Annotated in this window: 19 protein-coding genes and 1 riboswitch; of the genes, 10 read left to right on the top strand and 9 right to left on the bottom strand. The window is 60.4% G+C overall.

All coding sequences use genetic code 11. The features are described from left to right. Positions 1 to 8 precede the first annotated feature (8 nt). The 3 genes from ACI3K0_RS06310 to ACI3K0_RS06300 form a co-directional block, all read right to left on the bottom strand. Entirely contained in the window at positions 9 to 596 is a 588-nt protein-coding gene (locus ACI3K0_RS06310) for a YceI family protein (protein WP_183823015.1), read from the bottom strand. A gap of 30 nt (positions 597 to 626) precedes the next feature. After that, positions 627 to 1,196, bottom strand: a complete 570-nt coding sequence (locus tag ACI3K0_RS06305; RefSeq protein ID WP_183823017.1) for a cytochrome b — start codon at positions 1,194 to 1,196, stop codon at positions 627 to 629. Positions 1,197 to 1,320: 124 nt separating this feature from the next. After that, a complete protein-coding gene (locus ACI3K0_RS06300) occupies positions 1,321 to 2,427 on the bottom strand; it encodes an OpgC family protein (RefSeq protein WP_404945135.1) in 1,107 nt (368 codons plus the stop codon). Between the two features lie 255 nt (positions 2,428 to 2,682). Between ACI3K0_RS06300 and ACI3K0_RS06295 the strand changes: the two genes are divergently transcribed. From ACI3K0_RS06295 to ACI3K0_RS06285, 3 genes are all read left to right on the top strand, one after another. Further along, the gene (locus ACI3K0_RS06295; RefSeq protein ID WP_183823021.1) at positions 2,683 to 3,438 is read left to right on the top strand and encodes a TlyA family RNA methyltransferase; all 756 of its coding nucleotides are present in this window, start codon (positions 2,683 to 2,685) and stop codon (positions 3,436 to 3,438) included. After that, positions 3,435 to 4,679 (top strand): class I SAM-dependent RNA methyltransferase, encoded by a 1,245-nt coding sequence (locus tag ACI3K0_RS06290; protein WP_183823023.1) that lies wholly within the window; start codon positions 3,435 to 3,437, stop codon positions 4,677 to 4,679. Before ACI3K0_RS06295 ends, ACI3K0_RS06290 begins: the two co-directional genes overlap by 4 nt. A 189-nt stretch (positions 4,680 to 4,868) precedes the next feature. Next, on the top strand, positions 4,869 to 6,473 hold the full coding sequence (locus tag ACI3K0_RS06285; RefSeq protein WP_183823026.1) for a heme peroxidase family protein: 1,605 nt from the start codon (positions 4,869 to 4,871) through the stop codon (positions 6,471 to 6,473). Between the two features lie 83 nt (positions 6,474 to 6,556). Here ACI3K0_RS06285 and ACI3K0_RS06280 read toward each other — a convergent pair whose 3' ends face one another. Next, the gene (locus ACI3K0_RS06280; protein WP_183823027.1) at positions 6,557 to 7,312 is read right to left on the bottom strand and encodes a crotonase/enoyl-CoA hydratase family protein; all 756 of its coding nucleotides are present in this window, start codon (positions 7,310 to 7,312) and stop codon (positions 6,557 to 6,559) included. A 10-nt stretch (positions 7,313 to 7,322) separates the two neighbouring features. Beyond that, on the bottom strand, positions 7,323 to 9,140 hold the full coding sequence (locus ACI3K0_RS06275; protein WP_183823029.1) for an acyl-CoA dehydrogenase: 1,818 nt from the start codon (positions 9,138 to 9,140) through the stop codon (positions 7,323 to 7,325). Positions 9,141 to 9,353: 213 nt separating this feature from the next. Between ACI3K0_RS06275 and ACI3K0_RS06270 the strand changes: the two genes are divergently transcribed. Further along, positions 9,354 to 10,358, top strand: a complete 1,005-nt coding sequence (locus ACI3K0_RS06270; RefSeq protein ID WP_183823031.1) for a transporter — start codon at positions 9,354 to 9,356, stop codon at positions 10,356 to 10,358. Positions 10,359 to 10,420: 62 nt separating this feature from the next. On the opposite strand, the gene ACI3K0_RS06265 is transcribed toward ACI3K0_RS06270, so the two are convergent. The 3 genes from ACI3K0_RS06265 to ACI3K0_RS06255 all read right to left on the bottom strand — a co-directional run bounded on the left by ACI3K0_RS06265 (position 10,421) and on the right by ACI3K0_RS06255 (position 12,015). Next, positions 10,421 to 10,894: a BA14K family protein gene (locus ACI3K0_RS06265; RefSeq protein ID WP_183823033.1), complete on the bottom strand. Its 474-nt coding sequence runs from the start codon at positions 10,892 to 10,894 to the stop codon at positions 10,421 to 10,423. A gap of 171 nt (positions 10,895 to 11,065) precedes the next feature. Then, positions 11,066 to 11,551: a BA14K family protein gene (locus tag ACI3K0_RS06260; protein WP_148142853.1), complete on the bottom strand. Its 486-nt coding sequence runs from the start codon at positions 11,549 to 11,551 to the stop codon at positions 11,066 to 11,068. A gap of 95 nt (positions 11,552 to 11,646) precedes the next feature. After that, positions 11,647 to 12,015 carry a helix-turn-helix domain-containing protein gene (locus ACI3K0_RS06255; RefSeq protein ID WP_246435944.1) on the bottom strand — a complete coding sequence of 123 codons (369 nt, stop codon included), beginning with the start codon at positions 12,013 to 12,015 and terminating at the stop codon, positions 11,647 to 11,649. A gap of 135 nt (positions 12,016 to 12,150) precedes the next feature. Between ACI3K0_RS06255 and ACI3K0_RS06250 the strand changes: the two genes are divergently transcribed. Then, positions 12,151 to 13,050: an NmrA/HSCARG family protein gene (locus ACI3K0_RS06250; protein WP_183823037.1), complete on the top strand. Its 900-nt coding sequence runs from the start codon at positions 12,151 to 12,153 to the stop codon at positions 13,048 to 13,050. Between the two features lie 50 nt (positions 13,051 to 13,100). Here the strand turns inward: ACI3K0_RS06250 and ACI3K0_RS06245 are convergent, their stop codons facing one another. Further along, a complete protein-coding gene (locus ACI3K0_RS06245) occupies positions 13,101 to 14,345 on the bottom strand; it encodes an aromatic ring-hydroxylating dioxygenase subunit alpha (protein WP_183823039.1) in 1,245 nt (414 codons plus the stop codon). A gap of 90 nt (positions 14,346 to 14,435) precedes the next feature. Beyond that, positions 14,436 to 14,668, bottom strand: a riboswitch (cobalamin riboswitch). Between the two features lie 199 nt (positions 14,669 to 14,867). On the opposite strand from ACI3K0_RS06245, the gene ACI3K0_RS06240 reads away from it, so the two are divergent. The 5 genes from ACI3K0_RS06240 (at position 14,868) to ACI3K0_RS06220 (ending at position 19,174) form a co-directional block, all read left to right on the top strand. Continuing rightward, positions 14,868 to 15,428 carry a DUF6656 family protein gene (locus tag ACI3K0_RS06240; protein WP_286194183.1) on the top strand — a complete coding sequence of 187 codons (561 nt, stop codon included), beginning with the start codon at positions 14,868 to 14,870 and terminating at the stop codon, positions 15,426 to 15,428. 31 nt (positions 15,429 to 15,459) lie between these two features. Beyond that, complete coding sequence (locus tag ACI3K0_RS06235) at positions 15,460 to 16,452, top strand: L-threonylcarbamoyladenylate synthase (RefSeq protein WP_206824187.1); 993 nt, start codon at positions 15,460 to 15,462, stop codon at positions 16,450 to 16,452. 2 nt (positions 16,453 to 16,454) lie between these two features. Next, positions 16,455 to 17,915 (top strand): FAD-binding oxidoreductase, encoded by a 1,461-nt coding sequence (locus ACI3K0_RS06230; protein WP_404945134.1) that lies wholly within the window; start codon positions 16,455 to 16,457, stop codon positions 17,913 to 17,915. Then, positions 17,912 to 18,292, top strand: coding sequence for a winged helix-turn-helix domain-containing protein (locus ACI3K0_RS06225; RefSeq protein ID WP_148142859.1), 381 nt, complete (start codon positions 17,912 to 17,914; stop codon positions 18,290 to 18,292). The genes ACI3K0_RS06230 and ACI3K0_RS06225 overlap by 4 nt, the downstream gene beginning before the upstream one ends. A gap of 315 nt (positions 18,293 to 18,607) precedes the next feature. After that, positions 18,608 to 19,174, top strand: a complete 567-nt coding sequence (locus ACI3K0_RS06220; protein WP_148142860.1) for a DUF6101 family protein — start codon at positions 18,608 to 18,610, stop codon at positions 19,172 to 19,174. The last annotated feature ends 11 nt before the right edge of the window (positions 19,175 to 19,185 follow it).

Here is a 19,185-nt window from a genome sequence, read left to right as displayed (position 1 = left end):
GCCACGCCTCAGTTTCGCTGACCTTCTACCAGCATGTCGAATTCCACCACGTTGGAATAGATCGGCGTGCCGACATCCATGGCGTAATGCGACCGCAGTATCCGGCCGCTGACGGTAAATCCGATCATGCGGCCGTTCCACGACGTCAACCTGACATCGAAACTTTCCGCTGCACTATGCCCTTTGGCAGTTAGCGTGCCGGTGATATGGGCGCTATCCGGACCGGTTTGCTCGACACGATTGGAACGAAAGGTAATGCTGTCGTAATTTTCGGTATCGAACACGGCACTCGAACGCAGGAAGGTATCGACCCTTGCCTGGCCGGTGCTGACACTTTGCGGCTCCAGTTCGAAATTCACCACCGCATTGCTCAAGTCGCCTGCCTTCAGATTGAAATTGCCGGAGAACCTGCGAAAGCTTCCCTTGATACCGCCACCGCCGACCTGATCGACCTGAAAGCGGATATCGGATGAGCCGGTGATGGTGTAACGCCCCGCCGCTTCGGTGAGATTTGGGACGCCTGGCGCCGCCGGAGCAAGTTGCGCCGATGACGAATAGAGAACTATTGCGGTTAGAATTGATGTCCCTCGGATCATGACACGTCACCTCCCTGACGAATCCTTGCCTTATCGATGGCCGCGAAGGCCGAGCATGCGGATCAGAACGGCATCGCGCCTTATATAATGGTGGTAAAGCGCAGCGCTGGCATGCAGCGCCACCAGTGCGAGGACAAGATAGGCGAGCACGGCATGCGCCGTCGTCCACCAGGCTTCGGCGGCATCGGATTTTGCCACCGGCAGATGCGGGATGACGACGAGATCAAAAGCAAATGTCGGTATCTCCAGCGTAGACACAGAGGCTATCATCCAGCCTGCGAGCGGCACAGCAAGCGCCAGCAAAAGCAGCAGATGATGCATTCCGCGCGCGGCCCCATGTTCGAGAGCGCTCATCTCGGCGACCGGTTTCGGTCGGGGACCAAACAATGAGTAGGCAAGCCGCACCAGAGACACAAGCAGAGCCAGCATGCCGAAAGACTTGTGCCACTGAAACAATGAGAACTGCAAAGCCGGATCGACGGAACGGCGCGTCATCGCGAAACCAAGCACGATCAACCCGAAGATCAGCAGGGCGACCAGCCAATGGAGCGTGATCGTCACAAAGTTATATCGATCAAGGCCCTTGGCATGACGGCGCATGGCTGGCTTTCCCGATGCCTTAACAAACAGCTTTGCGCCTGGCCGGTGGTTGCTTCAACTCACAATCACTTGCGTCGCCTCAAATCATACCGAGCAGATAACGATAAATCGGCCGGTATTCCGGTCAAGCCGGATTAGCTCTGCCAAGCTGCAGGCGGTCGGAAGAAGCGCGCAGCCTTTTCCTTTCGAGAAACCAGCCAAGCGCCAGATGTGCGGCGCAGCCCGCAACAAGGATAATCATCTGGGCGCCAAGCGACGCCTGCGGGTGCAGGTCCATATAGACGCTTGCCGAGGTAGAAAGAACGATACCTATCGAAAAGATCGGCAGGCTGTGGCGACCGATCATCGAAACGTGCCGCAGCCATACCCATCCTGTTGCCTTTTTCACAAAATCCATGTTCCAGGCGAGATAGAGGATGGCCAGCGCGTCGGCGATGCGCAACGGCCCACTGTTGGTTTTCGAAATCAGTTCCTTGTAGAAACCGGGATAAGGCGGCTGAAACCATGCCAGGAAATAGGCAAGGTTTACCGGGATGGCGATGATGGCGAAGCCTGCCGCAAGGAAGAACGCCTTGCGGTCATAGGGCAAGGGATCACGACCGGTCTTGATGCGGATACCGAGCACGACGCCGATTGTGAAGATCAGCTGCCAGGAAAGCGGATCGAAGTACCAATGCCCGCTTTCCAGCGCCGGGTTCGCAAAGTTGACGTGCCCACGACCCGCGACGATCCAAATGAGCGTCGAAAGGCCTATCAGCAGTGTCGGGGAACGATCGTGAAGCAAGAAGACGACCGGAACCCATAGCATGAGCACGATATACATCGGCAAAATGTCCAGATCTCCGGGCATGTACGCCAGTAGCGCGGCCTGTACCCCACGCCGGACCGGCTCGTTGAGAAAGCCGGCCATATCACTGACCGCGCTGGTATGGGCATATTCGATCGCCAGCAGCGACGCGAATGCCGCCATGATCAGGAAAAGCAGCAGGTATGCGAGATAGATGCGCCATGCACGGCGCCAGGGGCGCGACAGAGAGAGACCGGCATTCGGGCGATAATAGGCAAGCGCCGAAGACATGCCGGCGAGCAGCACGAATAGCTCCGACGCATCGGCAAAGCCGCGCGAATGCTGGAACGTGGCGGAAAAGGTGAATTCGGCGTGGCCAATAAAAATCAGCAGCAGCGTTATGCCGCGTAACAGATCGATCCTGACTTCGCGTTGAATTCCCATGGGTGTCTCCGCGACACAATCATCACCAATGCCGCTGGCTCGTTCCTAGCGAAAAATCACTACCGGCCGCTTGAAGAACTCATACTCATTTTACAGATCTCCGACTTATGGCCGATTTCGGGATTCTCTGCCTATTGCTGGGGCACGGCGCCATCGCCTGTCTGTTTCGCTTTTGCTCCAATCCGGAGGCGGAACTGATACCTGCTTTTGCTGGAATTGCTTGCCTTGCGACACGGAAACCGCCAAGAGAGCCGCATGAACCAACACTCCTCATCCGTCCGTCTCGACCAGCTGCTGGTCTCGCTCAACCTTTTCGACAGCCGCTCGCGGGCGCGCGACGCGATTGCGCGCGGCACCGTGAAGGTCGATGGCAAGGTCGTGACCAAGCCCGCGCAGTCCGTCTCGTCGGAGGCCGAGATCGTCGTCGATGATCCGGCCAGCACCTATGTCTCGCGCGCGGCGCTGAAACTGATTGCGGCGCTCGACCATTTCGGCCTCGATCCGGAAGGCCTGACCTGCCTCGATGTCGGCGCGTCGACGGGTGGATTTACCCAGGTTCTGCTGGAGCGCGGTGCCGCCCACGTCATCGCCGTGGATGTCGGCCATGACCAGATGCATGAGCGGCTGCTCAGCGATGAGCGCGTCACCAATATCGAGGGCCTGAATGCCCGCGAGATGACGGCGGACGACATCGATGACGAGCCGGTCGATTTCATCGTTTCCGACGTCTCGTTCATCTCGCTGAAGCTTGCCCTGCCGCCGGCGCTCGAACTGGCGGAACCGGGCAGCCATTGCGTGCTGCTGGTCAAGCCGCAGTTCGAAGCGGGCCGCGAAAATGTCGGCAAGGGCGGCATGCTGAAACAGCCGGAGACTGCGCCGGATGTTGCGGCGGAACTGCAGCGCTGGCTCGTCGAAGAGATGGAGTGGGAAAGTCTCGGGATGATCCCCTCGCCGATCGCTGGCGGCGACGGCAATGTCGAATTCCTGCTTGGCGGAAGGAAGCCATCATGAGTACGGTCACCGTCACGATCGAAAAGCTCGGCGCACAGGGCCATGGCGTTGCCGAAAGTGAATACGGGCCGGTTTATGTGCCTTACGCGCTGCCCGGCGAAACGTTGGCAATCGCCCGCAACGGCGATTACGGTACCGTCATGTCGACCTCCAATCCGTCCCCGGACCGGATCGAGCCGATCTGTCGGCATTTCAATCCCGACCGGGACAATTGCGGCGGCTGTTCGCTGCAGCATCTGGCGGCACCGGCCTATAACGCTTTCAAGCGTGAATTGGTCATTGATGCGCTGAAGGCGCGCGGGCTGACACCGGAAGTCGGGGAGACCATTGCGTGCCATCCCGGCGAGCGACGCCGCGCCGTATTTTCCGTGCGCCGCACAGAGAAGGAGCTGCTTCTCGGCTTCAATCGCGCCGAGACCAACCACATCGTATCAATCGAAGAATGTCCCATCACCTCGCCCGGTATCGTGGCGAGGCTTCCCGCGATCCGCACAGTGGCAGCAGCGCTTGCTCAAGGGTCCGAGAGCTTCCACCTGACGGTGCTCGAGACGCTATCCGGGCTTGATCTGGCGGCTGATGGACTGAAAAAGCTCGACGACAAACAGCGTCGTGCCGTGACCGAAGCCGTGCTTTCGCTGAAAGGCATTGCGCGGGTTTCGGTGAATGGCGAGATCATTCTCGAACCGACGAAGCCGATCATCGATTTCGGCGGTGTCAACGTGTCGCCGCCGCCCGGAGCCTTCACCCAGGCGACCAAGCCCGCGGAAGAGGCGATGGCGGAACTGGTGATGAACCATCTCGGCAAGGCCAAGCGGGTGATCGACCTGTTTGCCGGCTCGGGTACGTTTTCGCTCAGGATAGCCCGCAAGGCGAAAGTGCATGCGGTCGAGGGCGAGGACAAGTCGATCAAGGCGCTCGATCTTGCGGCGCGCAACACGCAGGGGCTGAAACCGGTCACGGTGGAAAAGCGCGACCTCTTCCGTCGTCCGATGATGGCGCAGGAACTGAAGGTCTATGATGCGGCCGTCTTCGACCCACCGCGCGCCGGCGCCGAAGTTCAGGTGAAGGAGCTTGTCCGCTCCGGGATCAAGACGGTCGTGGCCGTTTCCTGCAACCCTGCAACACTTGCGCGAGACCTCAAAATTCTCGTCGATGCGGGCTATCGCATCAAGTCGGTGACGCCGATCGACCAGTTCCTCTGGTCGACGCATGTGGAAGCCGTGGCGCTGCTTTCGCGTTAATCTGACGCAAACCTCGCCCCAGTTCGGGGCAGGCTCATTCTGAAGTGCCGCGAAGATACACCTTCCGGTATTGCTTTCGGCACTTTTGAATTCCCTCCAATTTACCGAACATTAGGACGAGAGCATATTTCGCCGCCTCGCAGCCTGTGGAAGCAAATGACTTGCTTTGCTGCGACGGGAGGGGAAATCATGACAGACGTAGCGATGCATGGGCATGGCGTGCGCGGGATGAAACCGGAGACGCTGCATTCCTTCGACGGCATAGGCGATCCCGGCAAATTCGGGGTGATGTTTCCAAATCTTCTGCCGCTTTCGGCCAGCGATGATGCGCTTGCGGAACTGGCGGCAGCGATGCTGGACAGGCTCGATGCGGCGGGCAATCCCGATCCCGCGGGCGACAACATGAACATCCCGGCGGGCTATACCTATCTCGGCCAATTCATCGACCACGACATCACGCTGGACACGACGCCGCTCGACCAGCAGAAGGCCGATCCGCTGGCGACGGTGAATTTCCGCACACCGGCGCTCGACCTCGATTCGCTTTATGGCGACGGGCCGGGCATCCATCCCTATCTCTACCAGCGCGATCCCGCCAAGCCGAAGATCATCGGCAAGATGCTGATCGGACATGCGGCGCAATCACCCGACCAGAATGGCCGCTCCATCCCGACACTGCCCAACGACCTGCCGCGCAACCAGGTCGGACATGCGCTGATCTTCGACGAGCGCAATGACGAGAACCTTTTGGTGGCGCAGATGCATCTTCTGATGTTGAAGTTCCACAACAAGGTATTCGACAGGGTGGTCGCCGCAAATCCCGGCCTCAGCGACGACGCGCTTTTCAAGGAAACAAGGCGGATCGTCACCTGGCACTACCAGTGGATCGTGCTGTTCGATTTCGTCGAACGGCTGACCGAGCCGGGCCTCATCCAGAAGATCAAGCATCAGGGCCGGCGTTTCTACCGGTTCAAGCAGCGGCCCTACATGCCAGCGGAATTTGCCGCTGCCTGTTACCGGCTCGGGCATTCGATGGTGCGGCAGACCTACAGCCATAACCAGGTATTCAACCCGACGGCGGATTCGATCGCCAATGGCACGCTGGGGCTTCTGTTCTTCTTCACCGGCAAGTCAGGATCGATCACCGGCGAATTCGCGCCCGTGCCGCCTGCCCCGCCTCCTGCGGCGCAGAACACGCTGCCCTCCAACTGGGTGATCGACTGGCGGCGTTATTTCGATCTCGGCACGCCGGCCGGCGGCAACTTCGCACTCAACCACAGCCGCCGTCTCGACCCATTGCTGACACCGGCGCTACATACGCTGCCGGGGCTGATACCCGAGGCACCGCCGCAGCTGGTGCGGGAATTCAACCTCGCCTTCCGTAACCTGCGCCGCGGCGTGCAGATCGGGCTTCCGTCCGGCCAGGCTGTCTGTCGGGCGATGGGCCTCACGCCGCTGAAACCGGCGCAGGTTGCGACCGGGCCTGACGGCAAGGCCGCCAAGAAACACGGGCTGCATGAGGAAACGCCGCTCTGGTATTATGCGCTGAAAGAGGCGGAGCATTACCACAAGGGCGAACGCCTCGGCCCGATGGCCTCGACCATCGTCGCCGAAACCTTTCTCGGCATGGTGCATGGCGATCACGATTCCTTCCTCTGGCAGCGGTCCGACTGGAAGCCGGAATTGCCGAGCGCCAAGGCCGGGCATTTCACCATGGCGGACCTGATCCGCTTCGTCGGCGATATCAACCCGGTCGGCACCGCCCTGGAACAGGCATTGGAACCGCAGCCGTAAACAACCGAGACTGCCCGCCCGCCCGCAGGCAAGGCCTGCCGGTGCCGACCTCACAGTCGCATCGGCAGGCTGCCCCTATTCTTCTAACGACGAAGGAAGGCTTCGAAGGCGGCCCGCGCCTCGGCGCTTTTCAGACGAGCGGAAAAATGGACGAGTTCGTCATCGATCCGCGCCAACACCTCATCGCGCGGGCCGCGAACGAGATCGCGGGCGATCTGCAGCGCCTGGGGCGGTTTCTTGGCAAGTTCGGCACCGATTGCCAGCGCCTCCATCTCCACCGCATTCGGAGCGACAACCTTCCAGATCATGCCGGCTTCGAGTGCTGCCTCGGCGGAAAAGCCTTCGCCGGCCACCAGAAGCGCGAAGGCGCGTTGATGGCCGATGATCCTCGGCGCAAGCAGGCTCGATGCAGCTTCCGGGACAAGCGCCAAATCGACGAAGGGCGTCCTGAACAGGCTGCGGCCAGAAGCGACCGTCAGGTCGCAATGGAGGTTGAGTGTCGTGCCGATACCGATCGCCAGCCCGTCGACGCCGGAGACGAGCGGCTTTTCGGCCAGTGCCAGCGCCTTGATGAACAGGGCGCCGGCCGGCGGCTCCGTGGTGCCCGACATCGCGTAACCGACGAAATCGCCCATGTCGTTGCCGGCGGAAAAGCAGCCTTCGGTGCCAAGAAACACGACGGCCTTCACCTCGTCATCGGCATTGGCCTCTTCAAGCGCGGCCGTCATGCGCTGATACATGGCGGCGGTGATGGCGTTCTTCTTTTCCGGCCGGTTGAAACGGATGACCAGCACGCCGGGATAGGCATCGGTACGATCGACGATGATATGTTCGGTCAAGATATCTTCCTCAATCCAGCAGGCTGCGGGCGGCGGCAAGGCTGGCGGAGCCTGCGATGACGCGATCCTTGAGCGCCGAGGTTTCGGCGAGCAGGTTTTCCGCCATGAAGCGGCAGAGGTTGACGCGGCCGCTCCCCTCGCCGTTATCGGCTGCGACCAGCCCGCCCCTGGCGAGATAGACGCCGGTCAGGACGAGGCCGAAGAGGCGCTGATAGGGCGTCGCTCCTGCCAGAGCATCGGCCGTACGGCCATCCGCCTGCGCCACCAGCAGCCAGGCGGTTGCAGCCTCCAGAGCAGCGATTGCGGCGCGCAGCCGGTCACCGGTTTCGCCGAAATCGGGATCGTTGCGGACGGCGATCTCTTCGGCCACCTGCTTCAACTCGGCAAGCAACCCCTTCACCTGATCGCCGCCGGAAAGCGGCAGCTTGCGGGTGACGAGGTCGATCGCCTGAATGCCGTTTGTGCCTTCATAGATCGGGGCGATGCGGGCATCGCGCAGATAACGCGCCGCACCGGTCTCTTCGATGAAGCCCATTCCTCCATGGACCTGAATGCCAAGCGAGGCGACATCGACGCCGATATCGGTGGAGAAGGATTTGGCGATCGGGGTCAGCAGGGCCGCACGCTCTGCCCAATGTTTGGCCTCTTCACCCTCATGATGATGGGACATGTCGGTGGCATGGGCGCAGGCATAACAAATGGCTCGTGCGCCTTGGGTCAGTGCCTTCATGGTCAAAAGCATCTGGGCGACATCCGGATGCTCGACGATCGGGCTCATTCCCCCGTTCTGGCCCCCGTTCTGGACGGTGCTTTTATCGTTTCCCGACCAGTTCGGCGCCTTGCCCTGCGTGCGTTCCTTGGCGAAGGCGATGGCCTTCTGGGTCGCGGCTTCGGCAATCGCGACACCCTGGATGCCGACGGCGAGGCGTGCGTTGTTCATCATCGTGAACATGCAGGCGAGACCTTTGTTTTCCTCGCCGACGAGATAACCGACAGCACCCCATTCCTCGCCGAACCGGCCGTCACCGAAAATCATCGTGCAGGTGGGAGAGCCGTGAATGCCGAGCTTGTGTTCGATCGAGTGGCAGAGAACGTCGTTGCGCTCACCGAGTGATCCATCCTCGTTGACCAGGAATTTCGGCACCAGAAACAGCGAGATGCCACGTGTGCCGGCCGGTGCGTCCGCCAAACGGGCGAGGACCAGATGGATGATGTTGTCGGCGGCATCATGCTCGCCCCAGGTGATGAAAATCTTCTGGCCGAAGATGCGATAGGTGCCATCGTCGCGCGGCTCGGCGCGGGTCTTCAGCACGCCGAGATCGGAGCCGGCATGCGGTTCCGTGAGGTTCATCGTGCCGGTCCATTCGCCGGACACCATCTTTTCCAGAAAGACTTCTTTGAGTTCATCCGAGCCGTGGGCTGCGAGCGCCTCGATCGCGCCCATCGTCAGTGTCGGGGCCAGCGCGAAGGCCATTGAGGCTGAGTTCCACATTTCGAGCGCTGCGACATTGAGCATATGCGGCAGGTTCTGGCCGCCATAAGCCTCCGGCGCGGTCAGTCCGTTCCAGCCGCCTTCGCGCCAGCGACGATAAAGGTCGGGCCAGCCCTTCGGCGTCGTCACCTCGCCGTCTTCGAGTTTCGCGCCTTCGCGGTCGCCCCTCTCGCCGAGCGGCGCGATCTCGCTCGAGGCGAAGCGTCCGGCCTCCTCAAGGATTGCCGCCACCAGATCGCCGCTGAGGTCGCCGAAGCGCCCCTCCTCCAGGGCCGCGGAAAGACCGGCAACATGGTTCAACGTGAAGGCAATCTCCTCCACCGGGGCGCTGTACATATGATCCTCCTCATCAGAAGTGCAGCCTTGCCTCTCGGGACAAGTAATTCCTTTTACGTAAACGTAAAGGAGATTGTCAATCGGCAGGTTGTTCCATCATGAAGCAGTCGCGCATGAGGGGAAAGAAAAATGATAAAATGCAGGATGCCGCGGCGATAAAGATTCTTTCGCGAGTTTGATCTAGAAGGTCTTCAGGATACCGGAGTTCTGCCGATGGATACGCCACCGCTGATGACGCCTGCCATTCCCGGTCTCGTCTGGGCCTACCGCTTCGATGCGCCGACGCGCTCCTGCGCACGGCTACCGCTCGAGACGACGGCGCGAGAGCTGGATAGCGGCGACGGTTTTCTCTGGCTGCATCTGAACCTTGCCGACAGCCGGGTACCGGCGTTTCTGGAAAGCCTGCCGGGTGTGACGCCGCCGGTGCTTGCGGCTCTCACCACGCGTGACACCCATGCGGCGATCATTCTCGACGAGCAGCTGATCTACGGCACGCTGATCGACTTCCAGAAGGAGTTCGACAGCGAAACGCGCGATATCGGCTGGCTGCATTTTTTCGTCTCCGACCGCATCATCATCACCACGCGTCTGCAGCCGCTGCGTTCCATTGACCGGCTCAAGGCGCAGATGGAAAAGAATGCGGCACGCTTCAAACGGCCGATCGACGTGTTCGAGACGCTGGTGGCGGAATTCCAGCGAACACTGATCACGCTTGTCATGGAACTGACGGAAGAGCTGAACCTGATCGAGGATTTCGTCTACGACAACGCACCGCGTGACGAACGCCGCAAGCTCGCGCCCGTGCGCCGCACCGTCGTTCGGCTTCACCGGCATCTGCGAACGGTGCTGACCCTGATGCGACGGGCCGCGGCTTCCGACGAGGACGAGATGCCGGATGGTTTCGATGATGCGGCATCACGACTGATCAGCCGTCTGGAAGCGGTCGATCATGATGTCTATGCGCTGCAGGAACGGGCACGGCTGCTGCATGAGGAAATCGATTCCAAGCTTTCGTCGGAAACCAACCGCCACCTCTACATCCTGTCGCTGATGACCGCCTTCCTGTTGCCACCGTCGCTGGTCACCGGCTTTTTCGGGATGAATACGGAAGGCCTGCCATTTGCGCATCTGGAGCATGGCACGCTGTTCGCCTTCGGCGCGATCGGGCTTTCGGTTGCCGCCGCTTGGTGGCTACTAAGGCGGGTCGGCATTCTGTAATGCGCAAACGAAAAACCCGCGCCGAAGCGCGGGCCGATCTATCGTGCCATTTCCCACCCCACTCAGTAGTAGGGCGAATAACAGGTCTGGCGTGGGCCGTTATACGGCTGGAACGAGTTCGAATAGCTATCATAGGACCGGTAGCGGCCCGCACACCATTCATAGTGGCGCGGGTTCAAGCCGCCTCCGCCGCTATAAGCAGGCCGGGGTGCGGGCTCGACATAACGTGGCTGCGAAGCGATCGCTCCTCCGATGATCGCGCCGGCACCGAAGGCTGCAAGCGGATACCAGTAGCCATCATTGTGACGACGATATCCGTCACGGTGGTAGCGGTAACCGCGATGACCTCCGTACCAGCCGCGGCGCGGGCCATCGCCACGCCAGCCGCGGTCGCGATAATATTGCACGTTGCTTACGTCGGATACGAACTGCGCATTCGGTGCGGCTGGCAGCGGCAGCGCCTGCGCGGTTCCGAGTGATCCAGCAAGAACGACGGCTGAAACAGCTGCAACGGCAAATTTCTTGAACAGAGTCATTTCGTACTCTCCATTCCCTTAGTTGAAGAGGTGACGCCTCCCGCGCCACCAACTCACAGGATAGTCAACAAACATTCCAACGCTAGGATTTTTGTCCTGAATGCATGCTATGCGCGGAAATGTGAAAGCCCGGCCGCGTGAGCGTCCGGGCTTGTTCGTCATGATATCCGCTTACCTGTAAGGCGAAACGCAAGAGCGGCGGACGCCGGCGCTGGCGACATAGGTATTATCCGAAGCTCGATAAGTCCGGTAGCGATTGGCGCACCACTGATAATGGCTGCCCCCCGAAGCACGCGGCTGGTTGGCGATGGCGCCGCCGATAATCGCAGCGGCACCGAATGCTGCCAGCGGGAACCAGTAACCGTTGTGATAGCGATATCCTTGGCGGCGCTCGCGATATCCGCGATGGCCGTTGTAATATCCTTCCCGATAGGCGCGTCGATCATGGCGGTAGTGGCGGCGATCGCGATCATGGCGATAATAGCGGCGGTCACGATCGTCGCGACGGTATTGGACCTCGGTCGCCTGGCTGGCGGAGGCCTGCACCGCCATCGGTGCCACCGGCATCACAGGTGCGGCCGAAACCGGAACAAAACTCGTAGCAAGAACGGCCGCTGCCGTTAAGGCGGTGGCAATGCGCATGCGGAATGCGTTCATGGGAATGTTTCCTCGACATATAATCAGCGATTTAGAACGTGATACATACCAATTTGTTCCACGCCATATTCCCTGGCAGAGGAATGCCAGATGCCCTATTCGCCGGCTTCGTCGAAAACGCGCCGGTTTTCCTCGATGCGGGAGAAGTTGTCCCTGATCCAGAAATTCAGCGCCTGAAGAGACGCCAGTATGCCGGCTCCCAATTCGGTCAGCTCGTATTCGACGCGCGGCGGCACCTCGGGAAAATAGTGTCGCCTGACGAAACCGTCGCGTTCCAGGCCGCGTAGCGTCAGTGTCAGCATGCGCTGCGTGATGCCGTCGATTTCCCTTTTCAGATGCGAAAAACGGAGCCTTCGACCCTCTGCCAGCGAGAGGCGCCAGATGACCTGAACCGTCCACTTGTCACCCAGACGCCCGCATACTCCGTTAGCAGGTTGCGGCAGGAAAGCCTGATCGCGCGTCAACTGCCTTTCGGTTTTGCTCCGACCTGAATTGTCCAAGAGTATCACCCGTGTGCCCGAGGCTGAAAATAGTGCCGTCTTCCGGCTGTGTTTCAACAGTATATATGGAGACCCCGTGTTCACCACGAGGGTTCTCAGATGAAAGAAGACAAGCGTCCAATCCTGGTATTCGGCGCCACCGGCCGGCAGGGTGGAGCGGTCGCCGAAGCGCTTTTGAAGGCAAGATGGCCCGTTCGCGCGATTGTGCGAGACATTGCGGCCCCCAAATCCGTCGCCCTTCGTCAGGCGGGTGCCGAACTGGTTGAAGGATCATTTGCCGATCTCGATACATTTCGCGCCGGGATGGACAGTGCCCATGGCGTGTTCAGCGTCTTACCGGCCAACCTGTCAGAGACCGAAGAGGTACGGATAGGGTGCGGGATCGCCGATCTTGCGGCCGAAAGCGGCGTCGCACATCTCGTCTATTCCTCGGGCGCCAGTTCCGGCGACACACCGACCGGGATCGCCCGTTTCGACGCCAAGCCGCGGATCGAGGCGCATATCCGTTGGCTGCCGGTCACCGCAACCATAATCAGACCGATGATATTCATGGATATGCTGATCAACCCGGCATTCGGCCTTTCAGAAGGCCGGTACACATTCTTCCTCAGGCCGGACCAGTCGATGCAACTGATTGCCGTGGAAGACATCGGGAAATTCGTCGCCGCGATCTTTGCCGATGGCATACGGTTCAGCGGACGGACGATTAAGATCGCGAGCGATACGGTTACAGGGCGCCAGCTGGGGGAAATCTTCAGCGAAGCCGCCGGTCGTCCGGTCATCTATTCCCGCTTTGCCGATGAAGTCCTTGCCGCCAATAGCGATCTTGGTCAGCTTGCGGCGATCCTGGATAACGGCCCGCTGGCGGATCACGTGGACCTTGCTGCGATGCGCGAGATCAATCCCGAGATCATTTCCTTTCGGGCCTGGCTTGCGACCCAAAGACACCAAGCCTTCGACGCCTTAATCGGGAGTGATCGTACGTCCCACTCAGCGTAAAAACAGGCTCCTCCGCAAACTGACGGCACATTGCGGAGGAGCGCTCAGTATCACGCCACCGCGTAAAGCGTGCTGTCCTTGCCCTGCAGGCGATCGATCATGAAGTTCGAATACCACTCAACGAACTGCATCACACCACCTTCATGCGCCTCGGAATAAGGGCCGGGTTCATAGGCGGGAGAGCGGATGCCGAAGGCGTTTTCCTCGACGATCTGCCTGTCCTGGTCGTTGGTCATGTTCCAGACATGGGTCAGCTGCTCGACATCGTAATCGACGCCTTCCACCGCATCCTTGTGGACCAGCCATGTGGTGGTGACCGCCGTCTCTTCCGGCCCGATGGGGATGACTCGGAAAGAGATCGCGTGGTCGACCAGCATATGGTTCCAGGTGGTCGGGTAATGGAACAGAAGCATCGTGCCGATATGGGAAATCGTCACGTCGTCGGAGAGCGACCGTTGAACTGCGGGACGGCCGTTCATCGTGTAGCTTTCGGCATCCTCGATCAGCGGCATGCGCGCCACGCGGAACTGGCCGTCCGGCGACATGTTGAACGTGCTCGGCAGGCCGGCCGCTTCACAGCGGCTCCAGTGTTCGGAAATGAACGGATCGTCGCCGGCGCCCTGCACACCGGTCGCAGTCGGCGCTTCCGGGTAGGTGCGGCAGAGTTCCGGATGGTTACCGGCGCAGTGATAACACTCGCGATTGTTTTCCCAGACGAGCTTCCAGTTGCCCTTTTCGATGATCGTGTTCTGGGCAGCAACCTTCGTTTCGGGCAGGCGATGCGGCGCCATGTAAGGCTCGACCGTTGCGCGAACCGGAGCAAAATCCGGGGCTTCCTTTGCGAGGCAGATAAAGATGTAGCCAGCAACCACCTGGCAGTGGACGGGTTTCAATCCAAACTGCTTCTTGTCGAAATTCTCGCCCATATGACGGGCCGACATCAGCGAGCCGTCATGCTGGTAGGTCCACTGGTGATAGGGACAGACGAGGCGGGTCGCAGAACCCGTTTCCTTGGTGCAGACGCGGTGGCCGCGATGGCGGCAGGTATTGTGATAGGCGCGGATATCGCCCTCGCGCGTGCGGATGACGAGAACCGGATAGTCGCCAACCTGCAGGGTAAAATACATGCCCGCCTTGTTGATCTGGCAATCGTGGCCGGCAAACAGCCAGTCGCGATACCAGATCATCTCGAGATCGAGCTTGTAATAATCGGGATCGATATAAAAGGGCTGTTCCAGGCTGAAACCTTCGCGGCGGTTCTTCAGCTGCCGCAGAACCTGATTGTGAATGTCCATATGCTTCCTCGCAATACAAGCAAGCTTCAGGGCATGGACAAGCCGGCAACAATCAATGCAGCCAATTCCCGTCCCGTGCGCCCTCCGCGACCGGTGTCATCAAGCTCAGGCTGGTTTCCGGGCTGAGGAGTTGTCCCAAAAGGACTGCATGGCACCTTCCCGGTCGGCCGTTCGGCTCTGTCCCAGTGGCCGGGGTCGCCCCCTACCATGCCTTCAACTCCACCACCGTTGCGGGGGCAGCGCCGGATAGATCTCTGCGACCCGCCGGCTTCCCAATTCTCCGCCTCCCCTAGCGAGGCGGCACCTTGAGCTTTGTCATATTTAAGCGGGACGCCGGCCTGTCGCATAGACGACATTGCGACATCGGCCACTGCATTGGCGACGATCGCGCAATAGCATCCGATTGCGGGAGAAACCGACTGTTAAGGTCTTGCTAATAGTGTTCTTGAAAATTCATTGGGAAGAGCCGCCACCATGCCAGGACAGCTCCGTTATTACGAAGTCAACAGGCCCAGGCCCTTGATGATGCCGCCAAGCAGCGGCAATGCCCATACGGAATTCCTGCGAACCGGCAGAATTCCACGCTCCCGCCCTGTCTGGGTTCCCGACGAACGTCGCTATCTCACCCATGACGAAGTGGCTGAAAAGACAGGCAAGAAGCTCGAAACGGCCGGCGAAACCACGCATAAGCGGCTGAACAGCTTTCACCGGTCTATCCACCTGCCGAAGATCATCTTTCACCGCACGTTGGAGGGTAGCCCGCATCTGGGCTATTGCCATGTGACCGCAGCACGTACCTTCTTTTCGCAGGATGCGATGGTCAGCTGGTCATTCTACATCGCCAACTTCTCTTCCGAGATCGGCGGCGACGAGGTGTTTTTCGCCCGAATCAATCCACGGAATTCCCGCATGTATTTCGCCGTCGCGGTGGAAGGCGAAGCAGGCGAACAGGCGCGGATCGACCGGACATGGCGCAAGAACGGGCTTCTGTTCCAGACCAACAGCCCGCGCGAGGCGATGCGCAACGTTCTGATGCTCGGCGCGCCCAGTGCCGCAGTGCGCGAAATCATCAAAAGGCTTTAAAGCACGGGCACTCCGCTGTATTGACAGCGGCATGACAGCCGAAATCATAAACATCACCCATGAGCCCCAGCGCGCCATCAGCGAGGCAAGCCGCGTGCTCAATGACGGTTTTCCCGTCGCCATTCCGACCGAAACGGTCTACGGCCTTGCCGCGGATGCGACGCGCGCCGATGCGATCTCGCACATCTACGAGACCAAGGGGCGTCCGCAGTTCAATCCGCTCATCTGCCATGTCTGCGATATCGAGATGGCCGAGCGGTACGCGGTGTTCGATCCGGCGTCGAGAAAGTTGGCCGAAACCTTCTGGCCCGGTCCGCTGACCATTGTCCTGCCGCTCAGGAAAGACAGCACCATCCATCCGCTGGCAACCGCGGGGCTGGAAACGGTCGGGCTTCGCTGCCCGGAAGGTTTTGCCAACGACCTGATCCGCGATTTCGGCCGGCCGCTTGCGGCACCAAGCGCCAACACGTCCGGCAAGATCAGCCCGACCTCGGCACGCCATGTGATGGACGACCTCGGCGACAAGCTTCAACTGATCATCGACGGCGGCTCTTCGCCAGTCGGCGTCGAGTCGACGATCATCCGCGTCGATCCCGAAACCGGCGCGATCCTGCTTCTCAGGCCCGGTGGTCTTGCGGCCATGCATATCGCCGATGTTGCCGGGCGTGACCTTGAGCGCCGCTCAGGCCCTGCCGCGATCATCGAGGCGCCGGGCATGCTCGCCTCGCATTATGCGCCGGGCGCTAACGTGCGTCTCGACGCGACGGCGATCGAACCGGGCGAAGCGCTGATCCGTTTCGGTGGCCAGCCGGTTGCCGGTGCGGAAAAGGCTGCGATCGATCTCGACCTTAGCCCATCCGCCGACCTTGCGCAGGCAGCGGCCAACCTGTTCGAATACTTGAAGCGCGCGGATGCCAGCGGTGCCTCAAGCATCGCTGTTGCGCCGATCCCGAACGAGGGACTGGGCGAAGCGATCAATGACAGGCTGGGACGGGCAGCCGCACCACGCGACGGAGAGGAATGAAAATGGACAATGCAGCAGGCGAGAGCGCAAAGGCCGGTTCAGAGATGGCTTCGGGACTGATCGACCGTTTTGCCGCGATTGTCGGAGATGCCAATGTGATCCGCGATGCGGCAGGCCTCGCCCCGCATCTGGTGGAGGATCGTGGTCTCTACAAGGGTTCCTCGCCGCTGCTTCTGAAGCCTGCCTCGACGCAGGAGGTCTCGGCGATCCTGAAACTCGCCAGCGAAACCGGCACCGCCATCGTGCCGCAGACCGGCAATACCGGTCTTGTCGGCGGACAGACACCACGCGCCGGCGGCAATGACGTTATCGTCTCTCTTGCCCGTATGAACCGCATCCGCGACGTCGATCCGGTAGCCAATGTGCTGGTTGCCGATGGCGGCGCAATTCTTGCCGACGTGCAGAAGGCTGCGGAAGAGGTGAACCGGCTGTTTCCGCTTTCGCTCGGTTCCGAAGGTTCCTGCAGGATCGGCGGCAATCTTTCCACCAATGCGGGCGGCACGGCGGTGCTTGCCTATGGCAACATGCGCCAGCTCTGCCTCGGGCTGGAAGTCGTGCTTCCGACCGGCGAGATTTGGGACGGCCTGCGTCGGCTGAAGAAGGACAATACCGGCTACGACCTGCGCGACCTCTTCATCGGTGCGGAAGGCACGCTCGGCATCATCACAGGTGCCGTGCTGAAACTCTTTCCCCGCCCGGTCGGTCATCAGGTGGCATTTGCCGGTGTTGCCTCGACCGAAGACGCGCTCGCGCTATTCGACAAGGCCTCGACACTTTGCGGCATGGCCCTGACCGGCTTCGAGCTGATGCCTCGGATCGGCATCGAATTCACCTCGCGCCATATCGACGGCGTGCGCGATCCGCTTTCGGAACCGCATCCGTGGTATGTGCTGATCGACATATCGACCTCGGACTCGGCCGAGACTGCTGAAGTCATGGTCCATTCGCTGCTGGAGCAGGGTTTCGAGGCCGGTCTGGTACGCGATGCGGTGATTGCCAGCTCGGTTGCGCAGCAGAAGGCGCTGTGGACGATGCGTGAAAGCATGTCCGGCGCTCAGAAGCCGGAAGGTGGATCGATCAAGCACGACGTGTCCGTGCCGGTCTCGAAGATCCCCCAATTCATGGCAGAAGCAGAAAAGGCGGTTCTCGCCGCCATGCCAGGCGCGCGCGTCTGCGCCTTCGGCCATATGGGCGACGGCAATATCCACTACAACATCTCCCAACCGGTAGGTGCCGACAAACAAGCGTTTCTCGACCGCTGGCGCGAGATCAACGAGATCGTCCATAGGATCGTGCTTGCTGCGGGCGGGTCGATATCCGCCGAACATGGCATCGGCCAGCTGAAGCGCGACGAGCTTGCGCATGTCCGCTCGCCGATCGAGATGGACCTTATGGCCCGGATCAAGAAATCCTTCGATCCGGCCGGCATCATGAACCCGGGCAAGGTCATCATCGCCCCATGAGCCATATCCGGAAAACCACGATCCGCATCGATTTCGACATCGGCGTCAGGCTCGGGCCGGGAAAGGCGCAACTGCTCGAACTGATCGAGGAACATGGTTCCATCCGCGCTGCCGGGGCCTCGATCGGCATGTCCTACCGGCGCGCATGGCTGCTTTCGGACGAGATTAACCGGATGTTCCGCGAACCTTCGATCTTTACCCGCCATGGTGGAAAAAGCGGCGGTGGGGCCGGCCTTACCGAGTTCGGCCGGGAGCTTCTTTCACGCTATCGACGGATGGAAGCCGCCATGCTCAAAGCCGCCGACGAGGATCTGGCGTGGCTGTCGTCCAATATCGACGCGGCCTTCACACCCTTCTCCAAAAAAGACGACAGCTGATTTTTGTCCCAGGCTTTCGGCCTGCATAATCGGCGATCCGGACGGTTTTCCACAGACCCGAAAACGCGATCGCAAGGGCGTGTCTCACGGCGATACGCCTTCAATCCAAGCTGACGCGTTCACCCTTCAGAAACCGCGATAATTGCGGCATTCGGTAACCATCCACCAAGGCAAACTTTCCTTAACCGCGATTTTTAAGGGGTTTTCGCAACCCCGCCGCCTAATGTGAGCCCATCAGAGGACAAAAGTCCCGCAGAGAAACGAATACGGGAAACCGGAAGCGGCTCTCAGGTAAAACAAGGGTAGCATAAAGCGATGAGCAAAACCGTTCTGAAGCCCGATTGGGCAGGGTCGACATTGAGGCTCGATCCGTCTCGTTTTCCGCAGCAGATTACCTATTCGCTGCGCGAGACCTCAGGAGATGTCACGATCACCATCGACGAGCGCGGCGCCGTGCTGCGCAAGATCCTTCCGGGTAGCGGTCTGCCGCTGTCCTTCGCCCTGCCGGCGCGCGCGTTCAAGGGTGTCGCCGCCCGTGCGATCGACCATGGCGACGGTGAAGTCACCGTCACGCTCGAACTCCATCACGACGATCCTGATCTCTGCATCCCGCTTCTCGTAGCGCACGATCTCTGCGACATCGCAGCCGACTGGCGCTCGTGGTCTGAAGCCTTTCATATTCCGATGCTGATGGTTGAAGCCGATGGCGTTGCCCGTCCGCTCGAAAACCATATCGGCGACGTGCGCAACCATGGCACCAAGCAGCGCCGCCGTCACTCCTATTTCGCCGCAAGGCGTCCCCGCTTCCTCGTTCGCCGCACGACCGGCAGCCTCGGCGTCGCGCTGAGGATCGAAGGCCGGGAAATCATCGCGCGCCGGTAGGAACGTCCCCT

Origin of the sequence: Rhizobium sp. ZW T2_16 (assembly GCF_044987325.1) — a bacterium.
GTDB lineage: Bacteria > Pseudomonadota > Alphaproteobacteria > Rhizobiales > Rhizobiaceae > Neorhizobium > Neorhizobium cellulosilyticum.
Note: the sequence above shows the minus strand (reverse complement) of the source record. Positions and strands in the feature narration are given on the sequence as shown.